The sequence below is a fragment of the Mesorhizobium sp. M7A.F.Ca.US.005.03.1.1 genome (genome assembly GCF_003997975.1).
GTDB classification, from domain to species: Bacteria; Pseudomonadota; Alphaproteobacteria; order Rhizobiales; family Rhizobiaceae; genus Mesorhizobium; species Mesorhizobium ciceri.
Map to the genome: position 1 here is coordinate 83,578 of NZ_RZRO01000011.1, position 15,846 is coordinate 99,423.

Below are 15,846 nucleotides of genomic sequence, written 5' to 3' on the forward strand. Positions count from 1 at the left end.
GCTAGACATTGGACAACTACGCAAACGAGGGCCGACTGGCATCGCTGGAAGTCTTTCCGCCGGCGCAATCTTACGTGTATCTCGATGCCGCATCGGTCGGGCTGACGCACAAGACGGCGGCCGAAGCGATCAATCGTTGGCAGACGCAACTCGCCGAAGACGGAACTGTGACGTTCGATGAGGAATCCGAGGTCAAATGCTTCGATGACCTGAACGCGGCCGCTGCGGAACTCTTCAATGCGACACCTGCCGACATCGCGGTCGCCTCCAGCGAGACTGTGTTGATGTCGTCGCTGGCCTGGGCGGCGATGCCGAAAAAAGGATCGACCATTGTGGCCACATCCATAACCCATCCGAGCACAGTCTACCCCTGGATGCGGGTCGCGCAGCACACGGGTGCGGAGATGCGCTGGGTCAAGCCACGCGATGGTATGGCCATCGATATGGATGAATTGCTTGGCGCGATCGATGCCAACACCTCCGTCGTTTGCATTTCGCATGTCGAATACGGAACCGGCCAGGTCTATGACCTCAAGGCGATTGCGGACAAAGCACACCGCCATGGTGCTCTCTGCGTCGTTGATGGAACGCAGTCGGCCGGGCAGGTCATGGTCGATGCCGCGGGCAGCGGCATCGACGCCGTGGCAACCTCCACATACAAATGGCTGTGTGGTCCGTTCGGAACAGGCCTGACGTATATTTCGCCTCGCATGCAGGACATGAACCCCGGCCTGCTGGGTTGGCGGTCGCATAAGGATATGTGGGATTTCCAGGCGGACAGAATTGAACTGCCGAAGGGAGCGAAGCGCTATGAATTCGGAACCATGGCCTATGGCACCGCGATTGGCGCGACGGTGAGCCTGCGCTACCTGCTGGACACGGGCATCACCGCGATCCAGGCGCACAACGCGAAAATCTCAAGACAATTGGTTGACGGGCTGCTTGAACTCGGCGCGGAAGTGCTGGGTCCAAAGGATCCGAAGCAGCGCTCTGCAACCGTCGCCGCGCGCTTTGCAGGCAAGAACAGCGCCGCATTTGCAAGGACGTTGAAGCAAAACAATGTGATCGCCTCGCTCCGGAAGGATTTCATCCGCTTCTCGCCGCACTTCTACAACTCGGCCGACGACATCAGGCGGGGACTGGCTGCCATCCGAGCAGCCTTGTGAGCTGACCGCAGTCCGACATCCGCGGGCAGCTTGTAGGCGCCACAGCGGTCCCTTAGTATTGCTCAGGCGGGTACAAACAGTGCTCCGCCTGAGCAATGATCAAGCATGAACTGGCCACATCGACTTTTCACGGGTGAGATCGGCGACGCCGAGATCAAGTTGCTCCGTATTTTCCGCACCGTAGTCGATTGCGGCGGCTTTTCTGCCGCCGAAGTCGAACTGGGCGCATCTAAATCCGCGATCAGCAAGCAGATGAGCGATCTGGAAATCCGTCTCGGCATGCGGCTGTGCAACCGGGGCCGATCGGGCTTCAGCCTGACGCCGGAAGGCGAGCGGACCTATTCCGCGACGAGCCAGTTGCTTGCCTCGCTGGAGATTTTCCGTTCGCAGATCAACGACACCATGGCCGGCCTGACCGGGACACTGTACATTGGACTGGTCGACACGATCGTCACCCAGTCGGAGTCCCCTCTGCATCGCGCCATCTCGGCCTATTGCGGCAAACACAAGGACGTCGGCATCAGGATTATCTCCGGATCGTCCGCGGAGATAACCCGCGGCGTCCAGGAGATGCGTATCCATGTCGGTGTGACGGTCCTGGAATCGGAGCACGCGGACATCTCGGCTGTGCCTCTTTTCGAGGAAGTGAGCCATCTCTACTGCGGGGCAGGGCACCCCCTCTTCCAGATTGCCGACAGCGACATCCAGATCGCTGACCTTTCCGGACGGGCCTTCGTCCAGCACGGCTATTCCGAGGCGGAGCGGTCCTATGTCGATCGCATGAACATGTCCTTGAAAGCGATTTCGCATGTCACCGAAGGCGTGCTGTTTCTGATCTTGTCGGGAAGCTATCTTGGCTTTCTCCCAACCCATTTCGCGGAAATCTGGGAGAAGCGGGGAGACATCCGGCCGATCCTGACTAGCAACGTCGCCAAGAAGACGGAGTTTTCGGCGATCGCCAACCGCAAGCTCATGAAGAACGCCCTGATAGGCTGTTTCCTCGATGAAATCGCGCAACAATAGGATGTCGGCGGCAACAGGCCATTTGGCGGCTCCTACCATGTCAAACGGCTTCCCGCTTAGCGTCCTCGGCGACATCGAGGGCGCGCATGGCAAGTAGCGCCCGCCAATAAGGCCCGCCTGCCATCAGCGGCGCCGGGCCGTGTGTGATGGCGAATAGGTAGCTTGACGACTTGGGCACGCCGTCGAACGGCGTAAGTGCAAAAAATCGCCGATTGATCCCGATAGTTGGTGAAACCTCAAAATATTTTCCGCGGCGATTTTCCCTTTAAAATCAAGAGCGTAACTTTTTGACGGCCCGTGGGTCGATATTGTGCGTCTAAAGTAAGAAAAAACCCAGCTAGATCAATGGCCTAGATGGGTTAGATACAATCGAATGGTGTTCTTTCGTGAAACCTTACGACACTCATATCTATGCGGCGCGCGCTGCCAACAGCGCGTGGAGAGCCTCCGGCTTCAGATGGGTGTAGCGCTTCAACATTTTCCAGTCCTTGTGCCCCGTTACCAGCGCAACCTGTTCGATCGTGAATCCGGCCTCGAAAAGGCGGCTTGTCCCTTCGTGCCGCAAGTCATGAAAATGAAGGTCGTGGATGTCCAGGTCAGCGCACCCTAGACGGAAGGCAGTGCCGACTGACCTATGATTGAATGGGAAAATTCGATCATCGTCATTGCTTCGCTTGGCCTGTCGGTCCTCGACAATGGCCCATGCGTCGTACCCAGTTGCCGCGAACAAGGGTATGCGTTGATTGTTCCCGTTTTTGTTTCGCGGGTCTTTCCGGTCACGGATGAGAAGCATCCGCGTGCGGGCGTCCACGTCGGACCACCGCGCCTTGCAGATTTCCTCCTGGCGCATTGCGGTTGCGACGGCGAAACGTATTATCTGACCAACCGGCGCTATTTGACGAGGATTTGCATCGAAGTGGGCGATGAGCCTGTCGTGTTCATCCTGGGTCGGCCTCCTGTCGCGCTGATTGCCCTTACCAACGAGGCCAAGCCTCTTTAGGGCAATACGCGCGAGCTCAACCGGTTCGACCTTGACGGGCAGGCCGTGCACCGCAGCAGCATGAGCCAGAATGAGTTTTACAAAGCCGATGTCGATGCCGAGCGTCATCGGTCCGGCACCTTGGGCGGCCCGGTCGCGCCCAAAACGAATGAGCCGTTCGCGATCGAGAGCCGCGATGTTGCACTTCCCCAGATGTCTTTGGAGCATATCGAGAGCCGCGGCCTTGGAGCGGCGAGGGGACTTGCCTACATCGCACATGTCGTCGATATGAAGGTCGATGAGTTCACCGAAAGTTTTCAGGCGCGCTATACGGGACTTGGTCGGCGTCTCACCACGATCGACTTGGCGCTCGACTTCGGTTGCCCAGCGCCGTGCGTCGTCTCGGCGCAGGAAGGTCTCGCTGACGTAGCGACCCTTGCGACGGACTTGGACACGCCAGGAACCGGACGAGAGTTTTGTGTAGGTGGCCATTTTTTGTGTGCGCTCTGTGTGCACTGAGAGATCGAAACGTGGCGAAAAGGGTCGTATTCTGGCGTAAATTCGTGTGCACTCGGCAGGTTTTAACGATTTGATGTTAAAGAAAAAATGCTGAAAAATCAAGAGCATAGACTGGCTATTGCACCCATGATGGACTGGACGGACCGGCATTGCCGGTTCTTCCACCGCCAGCTGTCGAGCCATGCGCTGCTTTACACCGAGATGGTGGTGGCCGACGCCGTCATCCATGGCGCACGCGAGCGGCTGCTCGGCTTCGATGCGTCAGAACATCCGGTCGCGCTGCAGCTCGGCGGCTCGGATCGCGAAAAACTTGCCGAGGCGGCGCGCATCGGCGAGGCCTTTGGCTATGACGAGATCAACCTCAATGTCGGCTGTCCGTCAGACCGCGTCCAGTCGGGCACGTTCGGCGCCTGCCTGATGAAGGTGCCGGACCTCGTTGCCGGCTGTGTCGCGGCGATGAAGGCGGCGGTGACAATTCCCGTGACCGTCAAATGCCGCATCGGCGTCGACGAGCAGGATCCGGAGCCGGCCCTCGATGCGTTGGCGGATGGAGTTTTCGACGCCGGCGCCGACGCATTGTGGGTGCATGCACGCAAGGCGTGGCTGGAAGGGCTGAGCCCCAAGGAAAACCGTGACATCCCGCCGCTCGACTACAACAGGGTCTATCGGCTGAAGGCTAGAAAACCTAACGAATTCATTGGCATCAATGGCGGCATTCAGACGATCAAAGAGGCGTTGGCGCATCTCGGCCATGTCGACGGCGCCATGCTTGGCCGCGCCGCCTACCACACGCCCGGCATTCTGGCTGGCGTCGATGCCGCTTTCTACGGCGTCCAGTCCGAGCCCTTCGATTTCGCCGCGCTGATCGATACGATGGCGGACTATGCGGCACGTCATATCGAGCTGGGTGGGCGGCTTGGACATGTCACCCGCCACATGGTCGGACTGTTCCATGGCTTGCCCGGCGCGCGCCGCTACCGGCAGATCCTGTCCACCGACGCGACAAAACCCGGCGCCGGCCCGGACGTGCTGAAGGCGGCTTTCGCGGCCGTCGAACTCGGCGGAGCGGCAGCCGAAGCGGCTTGAGATTCCGGGATCAGTCCCTGAGGATCATGCGGTCGCCGCGCACGTCAAAACCCGACAATGAACCGATGAAGTTCATGCCGAGCAGGCTCTGGCTGAGCATGCCGGGTGCGGCGATCATCACCGACATATCCCTGCGCGTGATGCCGCCGATCGCAATCTGATCGGTTTTCACGGCCGCGGCGCGTGCCATGCCGTTGGCGGTCGAAACCGGTATGGTGTAGTTGAGCGCCGCTGGATTGAATCCGGCGGCTTGTGCGTCTTCGGACGTCAGCACGGTGCTGGTCGCGCCGGTATCCACCACGGCCCGGACCGGGTTGCCGTTGACCAGGATGCGCGCTTCGAAATGGCCGTTGTCCGCCTTGTCGAGCGTTACGGTGGCGTGACCGTCTTCGATACCCAGGGCCAGCGGACTGCCGGGAACAAGGCCCGCGGTCACCCGGCTGGCGACATCCTGCAGCTCATAGCGGTACTGATAGCCGGCGATCAGCGCGAGCGCGATGGCCGCCCAGGCGCCTAAGTTGCGGGCCATGGCGCCCAGGGGTCGGCCCGAGCGAAGCAGGCCGGCGCCGATAAGGGCGCCAAAGGCGCCGAGCCAGATCAGCCGGCTGAAATCGTTGTTCTCCACGCCGAGGGTGCTGCCGGCGGAATCGTTGAGCATGAGCAGGACTGCTCCCACCCCGATCGCGGCCATCAATATCCAGAACAACCGGCTCATCCGCACCTCACGACAGCGCGTCGCGTTCGCGCGCCATGCGGGTGCGGCGCGTTTCCCGGCGCGGCCGGCGCTCGACCGTTTCCAGCCGGGCCGGCAATTCAGCCATGACGCTGCGGCGCGTTTCCGGCGTCATCCCGATCCAGGCGCCGATTTCCTCGCGCGTGCGGCCGCACCCGAAACAGAAGCCGGTTTTCATGTCGATCGAACAGACCAGGATGCACGGGGATTCGATGGCCGTCATGACTTTCTCTTGGGCTTCCATCCGCAATCCCTTGTTCCACCTCCACATGGTGCAACGGCAAAGCCAATGCAAGCCCTCGCGATTGCGCCCTTCGGGGCCGGCTTTGCGGCAAATGCAGGCCCATCATCCCAGAGGTTGTGCCAACCCCGCAAGGCGGCTATGCCGCTTACCAAATCCAGGGAATGATCGATAACAAGATGACCAGCGCACTGCCTTTCGACGATTTTCGCAACCTGTTGGCCAATCTGCCGGCGGCCGACACGGCAGCCGAGACCCGCGTGCGCACGCTGTTTGCCAAGGCCGAACCGGGCAATTCGCTTGGCCGCATCGAGGACATCGCCGCCTGGCTGGCCGCCTGGAGCGGGCGGGCTCCGCCCGCGGTGACAAGACCGCTGATGGCGGTCTTTGCCGGCAATCACGGCGTCACGCGCCACGGCATTTCGCCACGGCCGGTGGCGGCGACCGCCAACGCGGTCGAACTTTGCGCCGCCGGAGGTGCCGCGATCAACCAGATCTGCATTGCCTACGATCTCGGGCTTAAGGTTTTCGATCTTGCCCTGCACATCCCGACCGCCGACATCACCGAAGAGGCCGCGCTTGACGAGCGTGGCTGTGCCGCCACCATGGCCTTCGGCATGGAAGCGATCGCCGGCGGCACCGATCTTTTGTGTCTCGGCGATCTCGGCGTCGGCAACTCCACCGTCGCCGCCACCCTGTTTGCGGCGCTGTTCGGGGGCGGGGGCGCCGACTGGGCCGGCCCGGGGTCAGGCGCCGATACGGCGATGCAGGCACGCAAGGCGGACGTGGTCGATGCGGCGCTGGCTTTTCATGGCGGCCATCTCGGCGACCCGCTCGAGGCGCTGCGCCGGGTCGGCGGCCGGGAATTCGCGGCGATCGCCGGTGCCATTCTGGCCGCGCGGATGCAGAAGATCCCGGTGCTGCTCGACGGATTGGCGGCGACGGCAGCCGCAGCGGTACTGCATGGCGTCAATCCCGCCGCGCTCGACCATTGCCTGCTGGCCAGCCTGTCGCCGGAACCCGCGCATGCACGCGCCGCCCAACGGCTCGGCTTGCGCCCGTTGCTTGATCTGGGCATCAGCCATGGCGAAGGGGCAGGGGCCGCCCTTGCCGCGGGTCTGGTCAAGGCCGCCGCGCTGACCAGTTCGGGCATGGCTGCGGCGGTACGCGGTTAGGGCTTGAGGTATTACCGCCGTCGAGCCGCCACCGCTGCTGTCGGCAGTGCTGGCAATTCCTCCATCACCCGGCTCAGCGGGAAGATGGCGATCGCCTCGGTGCCTTCGCGCAGCTTGGAATGAAGTTCGAACTCGCCGCCATGCATTGCGAGCAGCCCTTGCACGATCGGCAGGCCAAGCCCGGTGCCTTGCTCGGCGCTCTTGATGGCGATGGAGCCCTGGCCGAAGGCGGAAAGCACGATCGGGATCTCGTCTTCCGGTATGCCCGGGCCATTGTCCTTGATCGAAATGTATTGTCCGCCGCCCGCCGTCCAACCGACACGGACACGGATTTCGCCGCCGGTGGCGGTGAATTTTATCGCGTTCGACAGAAGGTTGAGCGTGATCTGCCGCACGGCCCGTTCATCGGCGAACAGCCGAGGCAGCTCGTGCTCGAAATCCTGGACGACACGGATATCCTTGTTGCGCGCCCTCAACTCCATCATGTGACAGCAGTCCTCGACGATACCAAGCAGCATCACCGGCTCTTCATTGAGCTGGTAGCGGCCGGCCTCGATGCGTGACAGGTCGAGAATCTCGTTGATCAGGTCGAGCAGATGCTGGCCGGATTCGTGCACGTCATGGGCGTAGTCACGATAGGTGGGATTGCTCATCGGTCCCAGCACCTCGTTCGACATCACCTCGGAAAAACCGAGAATGGCGTTGAGCGGCGTGCGCAATTCGTGGCTCATCGAGGCGAGGAACCGCGATTTCGCCAGATTGGCGTCCTCGGCCCGCCGCCGCGCTTCGTCCGACATCGATTTCGCCGTCTCCAGTTCGGCGATCAGCGCATCCTTTTCGGAGCGGAACGACAGCATCATCAGGGACGAGTGGTTGAGATGACGGGCCACATAGGCGAAGAACGGCAGCGACACGACCAGCAGCGCGGCCATGATCGCCTCGACCGGCATCCATAGCTTGGCGCCGGCATAGGCGTAGAGCGCCACGGGAACGGCAAAGGTCGCCAGCAGCGCGCCCCGCAGAGACGAGGTCATCACCGCGGTCGCCGCCATGGCGAACAACAGCACCACGGCCTTGACGATGTGGAACGGATCGACCTCGCAGACGCTGCAGCCAAGCCACACGAACCAAGCCCAGCCGAGACCGCACAGGAAATGGCCGATCAGGAATTCCCGCCGTGCTTGCAAAGGGTTGAGCTCGGAAGCTTCAGTGCGCTCGATGCGCCGCGCCATGAAGGCAACGATAGTGTAGCAGGTTAGCGTGAACAGCGCCCAAAGCCCGATCTCATTGCCGATTCCGGCCAGCCGGCCACCCGCGGCAATCGCCAGCACGAGAAGCGGGATGGCGATGGCGCCGCTTGTCATCGCTCGGGCATGCAGCTTCAGCAGTTCGCGATCGAAATCGGGATTGCCGGCCTGCTGCGAAAGACGGTCACGCGTCTTGCGCACCGCGCGCGCGACATCGCTGTTGCGATGGCGTTTCCTGCGGTCCACAATGAACTTGTCCGCTGTGTTCGAGCGTTGCAAGGGCATCAAAACTTCAATTTATGCGAGCAGCGGTTTCCAAGTGTTAAGCTACGTTCGAATGATTAACCAACCGTTTGCCATATGAGCCGTTCATGGTCGCCGAGGCCGCGCCGGCGATACGTTGCGCGCCCCAGAAGCCTGTGGCGCCGGCTGGTGGATTACGGGCTTGCCGTCATCATCCTCGGACTGCTGATCCTGCTGGCGGCCCGCCTCGACCGGGTGGAGACACGCAAGACGCAAGGCGTGGCAATCATCAACGACGGCGATTCGATCACGCTTGGCACCGAGCGTATCCGCATGCGCGGCATCGATGCTCCGGAATATACGCAGACCTGCCGCAAGAACGGCGCGGACTATTCCTGCGGCACGCTTGCGCGTCAGTCGCTCGTTCGCCTGATCGCCGGCAAGCCCGTCTCTTGTACCGGCTGGCAGCGTGATCGTTATGGCCGGCTGCTCGGCGACTGCACCGCCGGCGGCAAGGATCTCAACCGCGCGCAGGTCGAGGCGGGCTGGGCGGTTGCCTATGGCGACTTCGAGAGCGAGGAAGCCATCGCCCGCGCGGCAAAGGCCGGCATCTGGGCGGGAACGTTCGATCAGCCGCAGAATTGGCGAGACAGCCATCACGGCGAAGTCGTCGAGAAGAAGCACGGCACACTGGCGTCGATCGGCGATGCCGTGCGCGAGATTTTTCGCTTCTGGTGATGCGCATCCTGGAACTGGAACCGAGGACGAACAGGAGGATGGAATGAAGCTCTTCGACGGTGGCCGGGCGCCCAATCCAAGGCGGGTCCGCGTTTTCCTGGCCGAGAAAGGCATCGAGGTTGCGCAGGTGCCCATCGATATGGGCGCGTTGGAACACAGGCAACAGGCGGTCAGCTCGCGCAACCCCTTGCAGCGTCTGCCGGTGCTGGAACTCGACGACGGCACCGTCATCACCGAATCCGTCGCCATCTGCCGCTATTTCGAGGAACTGCATCCGGAGCCCGCTTTGTTCGGGCGTGGCGCACTCGGCAAGGCGCAGGTCGAGATGTGGCAGAGGCGGATGGAATTCAATTTACTCAGCTGCGTCACGCAGGCCTTCCGGCACATCCATCCGGCCATGAAGGAATGGGAAATCCCGCAGGTCCCTGAATGGGGTGAGGCCAACAAGCCGAAGGCCGTGGCGTTCCTCAGGCTGCTGGACGGCGAACTGGGCAGCCGGGAGTTCATCGCCGGTGACAGCTATTCGATCGCCGACATCACCGGCCTGATCGCTGTCGATTTCATGAAGCCGGCACGCATCAAGGTACCAGATAAGTGCGCGAATGTGTTGCGCTGGCATCAAGCCGTTTCCAGCCGGCCGAGCGCATCAGCCTGAGAATGACTGCCGAACTCGAAAACCTCGTCGCCAGGGTCCGCGCCTGCCGCATCTGCGTGGAAAATCCGGCCGGCAAGCCGTTGCCGCATGAGCCGCGACCAGTGCTGCGCCCATCATCCACCGCCCGGATCCTGATCGCCAGCCAGGCGCCCGGCACCAAGGTGCATCTGTCGGGCATGCCGTTCACCGACGCTTCCGGCGACCGCCTGCGCAGCTGGCTTGGCGTGACGAGCGACGAATTCTACGACATCGAAAAATTCGCAATCGTCCCGATGGGCTTCTGCTTTCCCGGCCAGGATGCCAAGGGGGGAGATCTGCCGCCGAGGCGCGAATGCGCGGCGGCCTGGCGCGCACCTTTGATGGCCTCTATGCCACGGATCGATCTGGTGCTGACGATCGGTATCTACGCGCAGTCCTGGCACATGGGTGCGGCGCGCCGGCCCTCACTGACGGAAACGGTCATGGACTGGCGCTCCATCTGGGAGAATTCCATCGGTCCGAAAGTGCTGCCGCTGCCGCATCCCTCGTGGCGCAACACGGGCTGGCTGAAGAAGAATCCGTGGTTTGAAATGGATTTGCTGCCTTTTCTGCGTTCGGAAATCCGCTATCGCCTCGGCTGACCTTTCAGCAAGAAATCACTCGCTTTTTGCCCGATCAGCAGAATTTCTTTCTTGTGAAAGGCCTGGATAAGGCAGAGTATAGGCATTCTATTCCTTTGGGAGCACGATATGGATCGCCTCGATAGAAAAATTCTCCGCCTCTTGCAGGAGGACGCGACACTCGCGGTCGCCGATGTCGCCAAGAAAGTCGGGCTGTCGACGACGCCTTGCTGGAGACGCATCCAGAAGCTCGAGGAAGAGGGCGTCATCAAGCGGCGCGTTGCCATTCTCGACCATGAAAAGGTCAATGTGCGCGTCACCGTCTTCGTGTCGATCCGCACCAATTCGCATAGCCATGAATGGCTGCGGCGTTTCTCGGAAGTCATCCAGGAGTTTCCCGAGGTGGTTGAGTTCTACCGCATGAGCGGCGACGTCGATTATCTCCTGCGCGTCGTGGTGCCCGACATCGCCGCCTATGACGCCTTCTACAAGCGGCTGATTGCCAAGATCGAAATTCGTGACGTGTCGTCGTCCTTCGCCATGGAGCAGATCAAGTACACGACCGAAATCCCGCTCGACTACATGGTTCTGGACAAGGAATCGGGTGCCAACGCTGCCTGAGCTGAACGTCACATAAAGTCATCCCGCTTAGTTCTTCTTTTTGTTGAGGAAACTCCAGGGTGAGTTCACCGGCAGAGTGATCGTATCCGGCACGGTCTCGACGCTCACCACATCTGCCTTGCGCACGCTGTAGCCAGACTGGATGATGCTGACGCCGTCGAGGATGAACAGCTGGTTCTTCTCCATGTCCGGCTTCAGCGCGCCGGTGACCGCTACAGGCTGATAGGCCTCGGACATCTTGAAGGGACGGGCCGGCGTAACCAGGACAATCTGGTTGGGCGGCGGCGTCGGCATGTGACTGCAGGCACCCGTCCAGGGTACCAGCAGGAACTGGTAGACAAGATCACCGTCGCGATCGACCGGCAATGCGTAGCCGGCTAGCTGAATGCTTTTGTCCTGAAGATTGACGGACAGCGTTTCGCCATGGTCGGGCAATTTTGCCGCGATCATCGGCAGCCCGACGTTTTCGGCGGCGGATTGCGTAGCCGGACGCAGATCCTTCCAGAATATGTGCGCAGTCTCGGCCGAGGCATCGGCGGCAGCGGACACAAACAAAGCGGCAGCGAGCGCCAGGGTTGATTTTAGAGGATTGCTCATCGGCCGCTTCCTTTGAGCCTAAAGTAAAGACGCCGCTGCCAAAGACGTCAACGCTCGAGGCGCATCACATGTCGGCAGCCACTTCACATGTCGGCGAGATACTGACATGGCGGAACGCGCGCCGTCAGCCTTTCCTGGCGGCGATCCGCGCGAGCGTCTTGGCATTGGTCAGCTCCCTTACGGCGTCCTTGCCGATCCAGCGCGCCGTCTTGTCGGCCGACTGCGCCAGTCGTTCGGCGACAGCCAGGGCGGCACCGTGCATGTTCATCGATCGCTTACCGATCGACCGAAGCGCCCAGTTCACGGCTTTCTTCACGAAATTGCGGCTGTCGTTCGCGTGCGTTTCGATGATCGGCAGGAAGGAGAGGAAGGTCGCCCCTGGCTCCTGCTTCCGGTGGACGACAGACCAGGCCATCATGGCGAAGGCCGTGCGCCGAACGAACTCCCGCTCGTCGGCCGCGAACTCGGCGATCAGTTCTTTCCAGGCGTCCGTATCGACAAAGAGATCCGAGACGCCGTCGACGATGTCCCAGGAGTCGAAACTAGCCGCCCATCGCCTTGCATCTTCAGCAGAAAACCGTTTCGGGTCAGCCGTGACGGAGGCAATGAACTGCGCCTCCATGATGCCGCTGTCCCATAGCTCGAAGGCGCGCTCGTGGTTGCGTTTGATCGTCCGCGCGATCTGCCGCTGCATGCCGTGCGAGATGCCAAGTGCACGGTCGATCTTGATGCCGTAGCGCAACATGCCGAGGCGGTTCTGCTCGGATCCGATGGCGCGAAGATGGGCGACGATTTCCGCGGCACTGGATTGAGGCGAGAGCTCTGCCACGGCAGAGACCTATTTTTCGAGACGGGCGAGCAGCGAGGACGTGTCCCAGCGCTTGCCGCCCATCGCCTGCACATCCTTGTAGAACTGGTCGACGAGTGCGGTGACCGGCAGTCTGGCGCCATTGCGGTCGGCCTCGGCCAGGCAGATGCCGAGATCCTTGCGCATCCAGTCGACGGCGAAGCCGAAATCATATTTGCCGGCGTTCATCGTCTTGTGGCGGTTCTCCATCTGCCAGGAGCCCGCGGCGCCCTTGGAAATCACCTCGATCACCTTCTCGATGTCGAGCCCGGCCTTCTTGCCGAAATGGATGCCTTCGGCCAGGCCCTGGACGAGGCCGGCGATGGTGATCTGGTTGATCATTTTGGTGAGCTGGCCGGCACCGGCCGACCCCATCAAGCCGACCATGCGGGCAAAAGCGTCGATGACAGGCTTCGCTTTGTCGAACGCATCCTGCTCGCCGCCGACCATGACAGTCAGCACGCCGTTCTCGGCGCCGGCCTGGCCGCCCGAGACCGGCGCATCGAGAAACGAAAACCCGCCGGCTTGCGCCGCCGCCGCCAGCTCGCGAGCGACCTCGGCCGAGGCGGTGGTGTTGTCGATGAAGACCGAACCCTTCTTCATCGATTTGAAGGCGCCTTCCGGACCGGTCGTCACCGAACGCAGATCGTCGTCATTGCCGACGCAGGAGAACACAAAATCCTTGCCCTCGGCGGCCTGCGCAGGGGTCGCCGCCAGGCTACCGCCATGCTGGCCAACCCATTGCTCGGCCTTGGCCTTGGTGCGGTTGTAGACGGTGACGTCATGGCCGCCTTTGTTCTTCAAGTGTCCGGCCATCGGATAGCCCATCACGCCAAGACCGAGAAATGCCACAGATGCCATGAGCTTGCCCTTCAGAATGGAAACGGAATTTGCTGCGAAAGCTCTAGGCTCTGCGCTCAATTCGTCAAGACGCGTAGAGCCTGATCGACTGGTGCAGCCGAATTGAAAATCGTCAGCGTTTCAGGTGAACGGTGATCCGGCGCTCGATCCATTCGACGCCATGCCGCAAGATCTCGACCATCACCAGATAGACGAGGGCGACCCAGATATAGGCCTGGATGTCGAACGAGTTGGCGAAGGCGAGCTTGGCATTGCCCATCAGATCGTAGACCGTGATGATGGCGACGATGGCGGACGCCTTGACCATCAGGATCAGTTCGTTGCCATAGGGCCGCAAGGCGACGATCAGGGCTTGCGGCAGGATGATCTTGCGCAACGTCTGCAGTTTATGCAGGCCAAGCGAGGCCGCCCCTTCCCATTGCCCTCTTGGCACGCTCTCTATGGCGCCGCGCAGGATCTCCGCCTGGTAGGCGGCCGTGTTGAGCGCAAAGGCAAAGACGCCGCAATTGAACGCGTCCTTGAAAAAATCCCAGAGGCCGACCGACTGGAGTTCGACGCGGAACGAGCCCAATCCGTAGTAGACCAGATAGGTCTGGACCAGCAGCGGCGTGCCGCGGAAGAAATAGACGTAGCAATAGGCGAGGCCGGACAGGATCCGGTTGCTGGACATGCGCCCGTAAGCGACGGGCACCGACAGGATCGCGCCGAGTACCATCGATATGGAAACCAGCGCCAGCGTGACCCCAAGCCCGCTCAGATAAGCCGGCGCATATTTGGCAAAGAAATCGGGATTCCAGGCAAGGAAGAGATAGCTGACGATGCCGATACCGAACAAAATCCATAGGCCCACCAGCGCGTAACCGGCGATACGCCTGCGCGGCCAGCCGCGCGCCCGTGGCGGCGGACGTTCGACCATGGTGGCCGTGGCGCTCATCGCTGCGCCTCCCGCCGGCCAAGCGAGCGCAGGATCGCATTGGTGGCGAAGGACGACAGGACGGCCAGGCCAAGAAAGACCAGCGAGGCGACGCCGAAGAACAGGAAAGCGTGCTTGGTGACGCGGGCCGCAATGCTGGCATTGCGCAGCGTCTCGGCCAGGCCGACGACCGACACCAGCGACGTGTCCTTGAGCAGGCTGAGCCAGCAGTTCTCCAGTCCAGGAAACGCGATGCGCAGCAGTTGCGGCACGATCACCTTGCGCATGGTCAGCCAGTTCGAAAGACCGATGGCATAGCCGCCCTCATACTGGCCTTTGGGAATGGCGCGGAAGGCGGAAAGGAAAACCTCACTGGCATAGGAGGAGAAGATCAGTGCAAGCACGATCATGCCGGCGACAAAGCTGTTGACGTCGATGGTGACGTCAGGCCGGAAATACCTGACGAGATGCTGCAGCAGGATCGGCATGCCGAAAAAGAACAGGAACAGCGTCACCAGTTCTGGCAGGCCGCGAAAGACGGTGGTGTAGATGTTGGCGGCAAGGCGCAGCGACGGTTCTTCGGACTGCTTGGCGAGTGCAATGAAAAAGCCGATCGTCAATCCGATGGGCAGCGTGGCAAGCGCCAACGCAATGGTGATCAGTGCGCCATAGGCAATATCGTCAAGCCAGCCTTCAGGTCCCCAACTGAGAAGTGTCCATATGCTCTGGGCTGGCATCGACCGGTCTTATCCCCACGGCATTCCCAAGACGAATAGAAAGACGGCGGGGAAATTCCCCGCCGTCTTGAACTGGCTTATCAGGACTCGGCGCCGTAGACGTCGAACTTGAAATACTTGTCGTTGATTTCCTTGTATTTTCCATTGGCGCGAATGGCGGCGATGGCCGAATTGAGCTTGTTGACCAGGTCAGTTTCGCCCTTGCGTACGGCAATGCCGGCACCAGGCCCGAAAATCTCGACCGGCTGCGGCGAAGGTTGGCCGAGGATCTTGCAGCAGGCGCCGTCAGGCGAGTCCAGAAACTGCTGCAGCACGACGATATCGTCCTCGATGGCGTCGAGACGACCATTGGCAAGATCGGCCTGCTCCTCGGGGCTGCTCGGATAGCCCTTCACGGTGCTGTCGGTGTAGGTCTTCGAGGCATAGTTGAAATGCGTGGTGGTGGTGGCGACGCCGATGGTCTTGCCGGCGAGATCTTCCTTGGTCACGCCTTTCAGCGTGCTGTCCTTCGGCACGGCGATCGCCGAGGGCGTGTTGTAGTATTTGTTCGAGAAGTCGACCTTCTCCTTGCGCTCCGGCGTGATCGACATCGAGGCGACGATGGCGTCGAATTTACCGGCCTGGAGGGCTGGAATGATGCCGTCCCAATCCTGGGCGACGAAGGTGCACTTGACCTTCATCTCATCACAAAGCGCCTTGGCGATGTCGATATCGAAGCCCACGAGCTGGCCATCGGCGGTAAGGTTGTTGAAGGGCGGGTAGGCGCCTTCGGTGCCGATCCTCAGGGTCTTTTCCTGGGCCTGGGCGACGCCGAGTGTCAGCAGCGCGGCCGATGCGGCAAGCGCGATACGCAGTGAAATACGCAT

The 15,846-nt window shown here is 61.3% G+C and carries 18 protein-coding genes; 8 read left to right on the top strand and 10 right to left on the bottom strand.

The window, feature by feature from the left end; translation table 11 throughout:
* The first annotated feature begins 8 nt into the window (after positions 1 to 8).
* Both EN990_RS07885 and EN990_RS07890 read left to right on the top strand, forming a co-directional pair.
* Entirely contained in the window at positions 9 to 1,166 is a 1,158-nt protein-coding gene (locus EN990_RS07885; protein ID WP_127369632.1) for an aminotransferase class V-fold PLP-dependent enzyme, read from the top strand.
* A 105-nt stretch (positions 1,167 to 1,271) separates the two neighbouring features.
* Positions 1,272 to 2,189 carry a LysR family transcriptional regulator gene (locus EN990_RS07890; protein ID WP_127369631.1) on the top strand — a complete coding sequence of 306 codons (918 nt, stop codon included), beginning with the start codon at positions 1,272 to 1,274 and terminating at the stop codon, positions 2,187 to 2,189.
* Between the two features lie 409 nt (positions 2,190 to 2,598).
* On the opposite strand, the gene EN990_RS07895 is transcribed toward EN990_RS07890, so the two are convergent.
* Positions 2,599 to 3,660 (bottom strand): site-specific integrase, encoded by a 1,062-nt coding sequence (locus tag EN990_RS07895; protein WP_127388279.1) that lies wholly within the window; start codon positions 3,658 to 3,660, stop codon positions 2,599 to 2,601.
* Positions 3,661 to 3,774: 114 nt separating this feature from the next.
* Here EN990_RS07895 and dusA point away from each other — a divergent pair, with 114 nt between their 5' ends.
* A complete protein-coding gene (gene dusA / locus EN990_RS07900; protein WP_127369528.1) occupies positions 3,775 to 4,773 on the top strand; it encodes a tRNA dihydrouridine(20/20a) synthase DusA in 999 nt (332 codons plus the stop codon).
* A 10-nt stretch (positions 4,774 to 4,783) separates the two neighbouring features.
* Here dusA and EN990_RS07905 read toward each other — a convergent pair whose 3' ends face one another.
* Together EN990_RS07905 and EN990_RS07910 are read right to left on the bottom strand one after the other, a co-directional pair.
* The gene (locus EN990_RS07905; RefSeq protein ID WP_013531717.1) at positions 4,784 to 5,488 is read right to left on the bottom strand and encodes a TIGR02281 family clan AA aspartic protease; all 705 of its coding nucleotides are present in this window, start codon (positions 5,486 to 5,488) and stop codon (positions 4,784 to 4,786) included.
* Between the two features lie 7 nt (positions 5,489 to 5,495).
* Positions 5,496 to 5,729, bottom strand: coding sequence for a DUF1289 domain-containing protein (locus EN990_RS07910; protein WP_024503316.1), 234 nt, complete (start codon positions 5,727 to 5,729; stop codon positions 5,496 to 5,498).
* A 197-nt stretch (positions 5,730 to 5,926) separates the two neighbouring features.
* On the opposite strand from EN990_RS07910, the gene EN990_RS07915 reads away from it, so the two are divergent.
* Positions 5,927 to 6,922, top strand: a complete 996-nt coding sequence (locus EN990_RS07915) for a nicotinate-nucleotide--dimethylbenzimidazole phosphoribosyltransferase (protein WP_063170237.1) — start codon at positions 5,927 to 5,929, stop codon at positions 6,920 to 6,922.
* Between the two features lie 11 nt (positions 6,923 to 6,933).
* On the opposite strand, the gene EN990_RS07920 is transcribed toward EN990_RS07915, so the two are convergent.
* Positions 6,934 to 8,454, bottom strand: a complete 1,521-nt coding sequence (locus EN990_RS07920; protein WP_024503313.1) for a HAMP domain-containing sensor histidine kinase — start codon at positions 8,452 to 8,454, stop codon at positions 6,934 to 6,936.
* Positions 8,455 to 8,529: 75 nt separating this feature from the next.
* Between EN990_RS07920 and EN990_RS07925 the strand changes: the two genes are divergently transcribed.
* From EN990_RS07925 to EN990_RS07940, 4 genes are all read left to right on the top strand, one after another.
* The gene (locus EN990_RS07925; RefSeq protein ID WP_063167987.1) at positions 8,530 to 9,150 is read left to right on the top strand and encodes a thermonuclease family protein; all 621 of its coding nucleotides are present in this window, start codon (positions 8,530 to 8,532) and stop codon (positions 9,148 to 9,150) included.
* Positions 9,151 to 9,193: 43 nt separating this feature from the next.
* Positions 9,194 to 9,805, top strand: a complete 612-nt coding sequence (locus tag EN990_RS07930; RefSeq protein ID WP_127370189.1) for a glutathione S-transferase — start codon at positions 9,194 to 9,196, stop codon at positions 9,803 to 9,805.
* A 2-nt stretch (positions 9,806 to 9,807) separates the two neighbouring features.
* Positions 9,808 to 10,425, top strand: coding sequence for a uracil-DNA glycosylase family protein (locus tag EN990_RS07935; RefSeq protein WP_024503311.1), 618 nt, complete (start codon positions 9,808 to 9,810; stop codon positions 10,423 to 10,425).
* A 108-nt stretch (positions 10,426 to 10,533) separates the two neighbouring features.
* The gene (locus EN990_RS07940) at positions 10,534 to 11,025 is read left to right on the top strand and encodes an Lrp/AsnC family transcriptional regulator (protein WP_006205209.1); all 492 of its coding nucleotides are present in this window, start codon (positions 10,534 to 10,536) and stop codon (positions 11,023 to 11,025) included.
* A 27-nt stretch (positions 11,026 to 11,052) separates the two neighbouring features.
* On the opposite strand, the gene EN990_RS07945 is transcribed toward EN990_RS07940, so the two are convergent.
* From EN990_RS07945 to EN990_RS07970, 6 genes are all read right to left on the bottom strand, one after another.
* Positions 11,053 to 11,622, bottom strand: coding sequence for a DUF3299 domain-containing protein (locus tag EN990_RS07945; protein WP_127370188.1), 570 nt, complete (start codon positions 11,620 to 11,622; stop codon positions 11,053 to 11,055).
* Between the two features lie 124 nt (positions 11,623 to 11,746).
* Positions 11,747 to 12,451 carry a DNA alkylation repair protein gene (locus EN990_RS07950; protein ID WP_027161587.1) on the bottom strand — a complete coding sequence of 235 codons (705 nt, stop codon included), beginning with the start codon at positions 12,449 to 12,451 and terminating at the stop codon, positions 11,747 to 11,749.
* Positions 12,452 to 12,460: 9 nt separating this feature from the next.
* Complete coding sequence (locus EN990_RS07955; protein WP_013531708.1) at positions 12,461 to 13,330, bottom strand: NAD(P)-dependent oxidoreductase; 870 nt, start codon at positions 13,328 to 13,330, stop codon at positions 12,461 to 12,463.
* 112 nt (positions 13,331 to 13,442) lie between these two features.
* Entirely contained in the window at positions 13,443 to 14,264 is an 822-nt protein-coding gene (locus EN990_RS07960; protein WP_024503307.1) for an ABC transporter permease, read from the bottom strand.
* Positions 14,261 to 14,980, bottom strand: coding sequence for an ABC transporter permease (locus EN990_RS07965; protein WP_024503306.1), 720 nt, complete (start codon positions 14,978 to 14,980; stop codon positions 14,261 to 14,263). The genes EN990_RS07960 and EN990_RS07965 overlap by 4 nt, the downstream gene beginning before the upstream one ends.
* A gap of 80 nt (positions 14,981 to 15,060) precedes the next feature.
* Positions 15,061 to 15,846, bottom strand: a complete 786-nt coding sequence (locus EN990_RS07970) for an ABC transporter substrate-binding protein (RefSeq protein ID WP_013531705.1) — start codon at positions 15,844 to 15,846, stop codon at positions 15,061 to 15,063.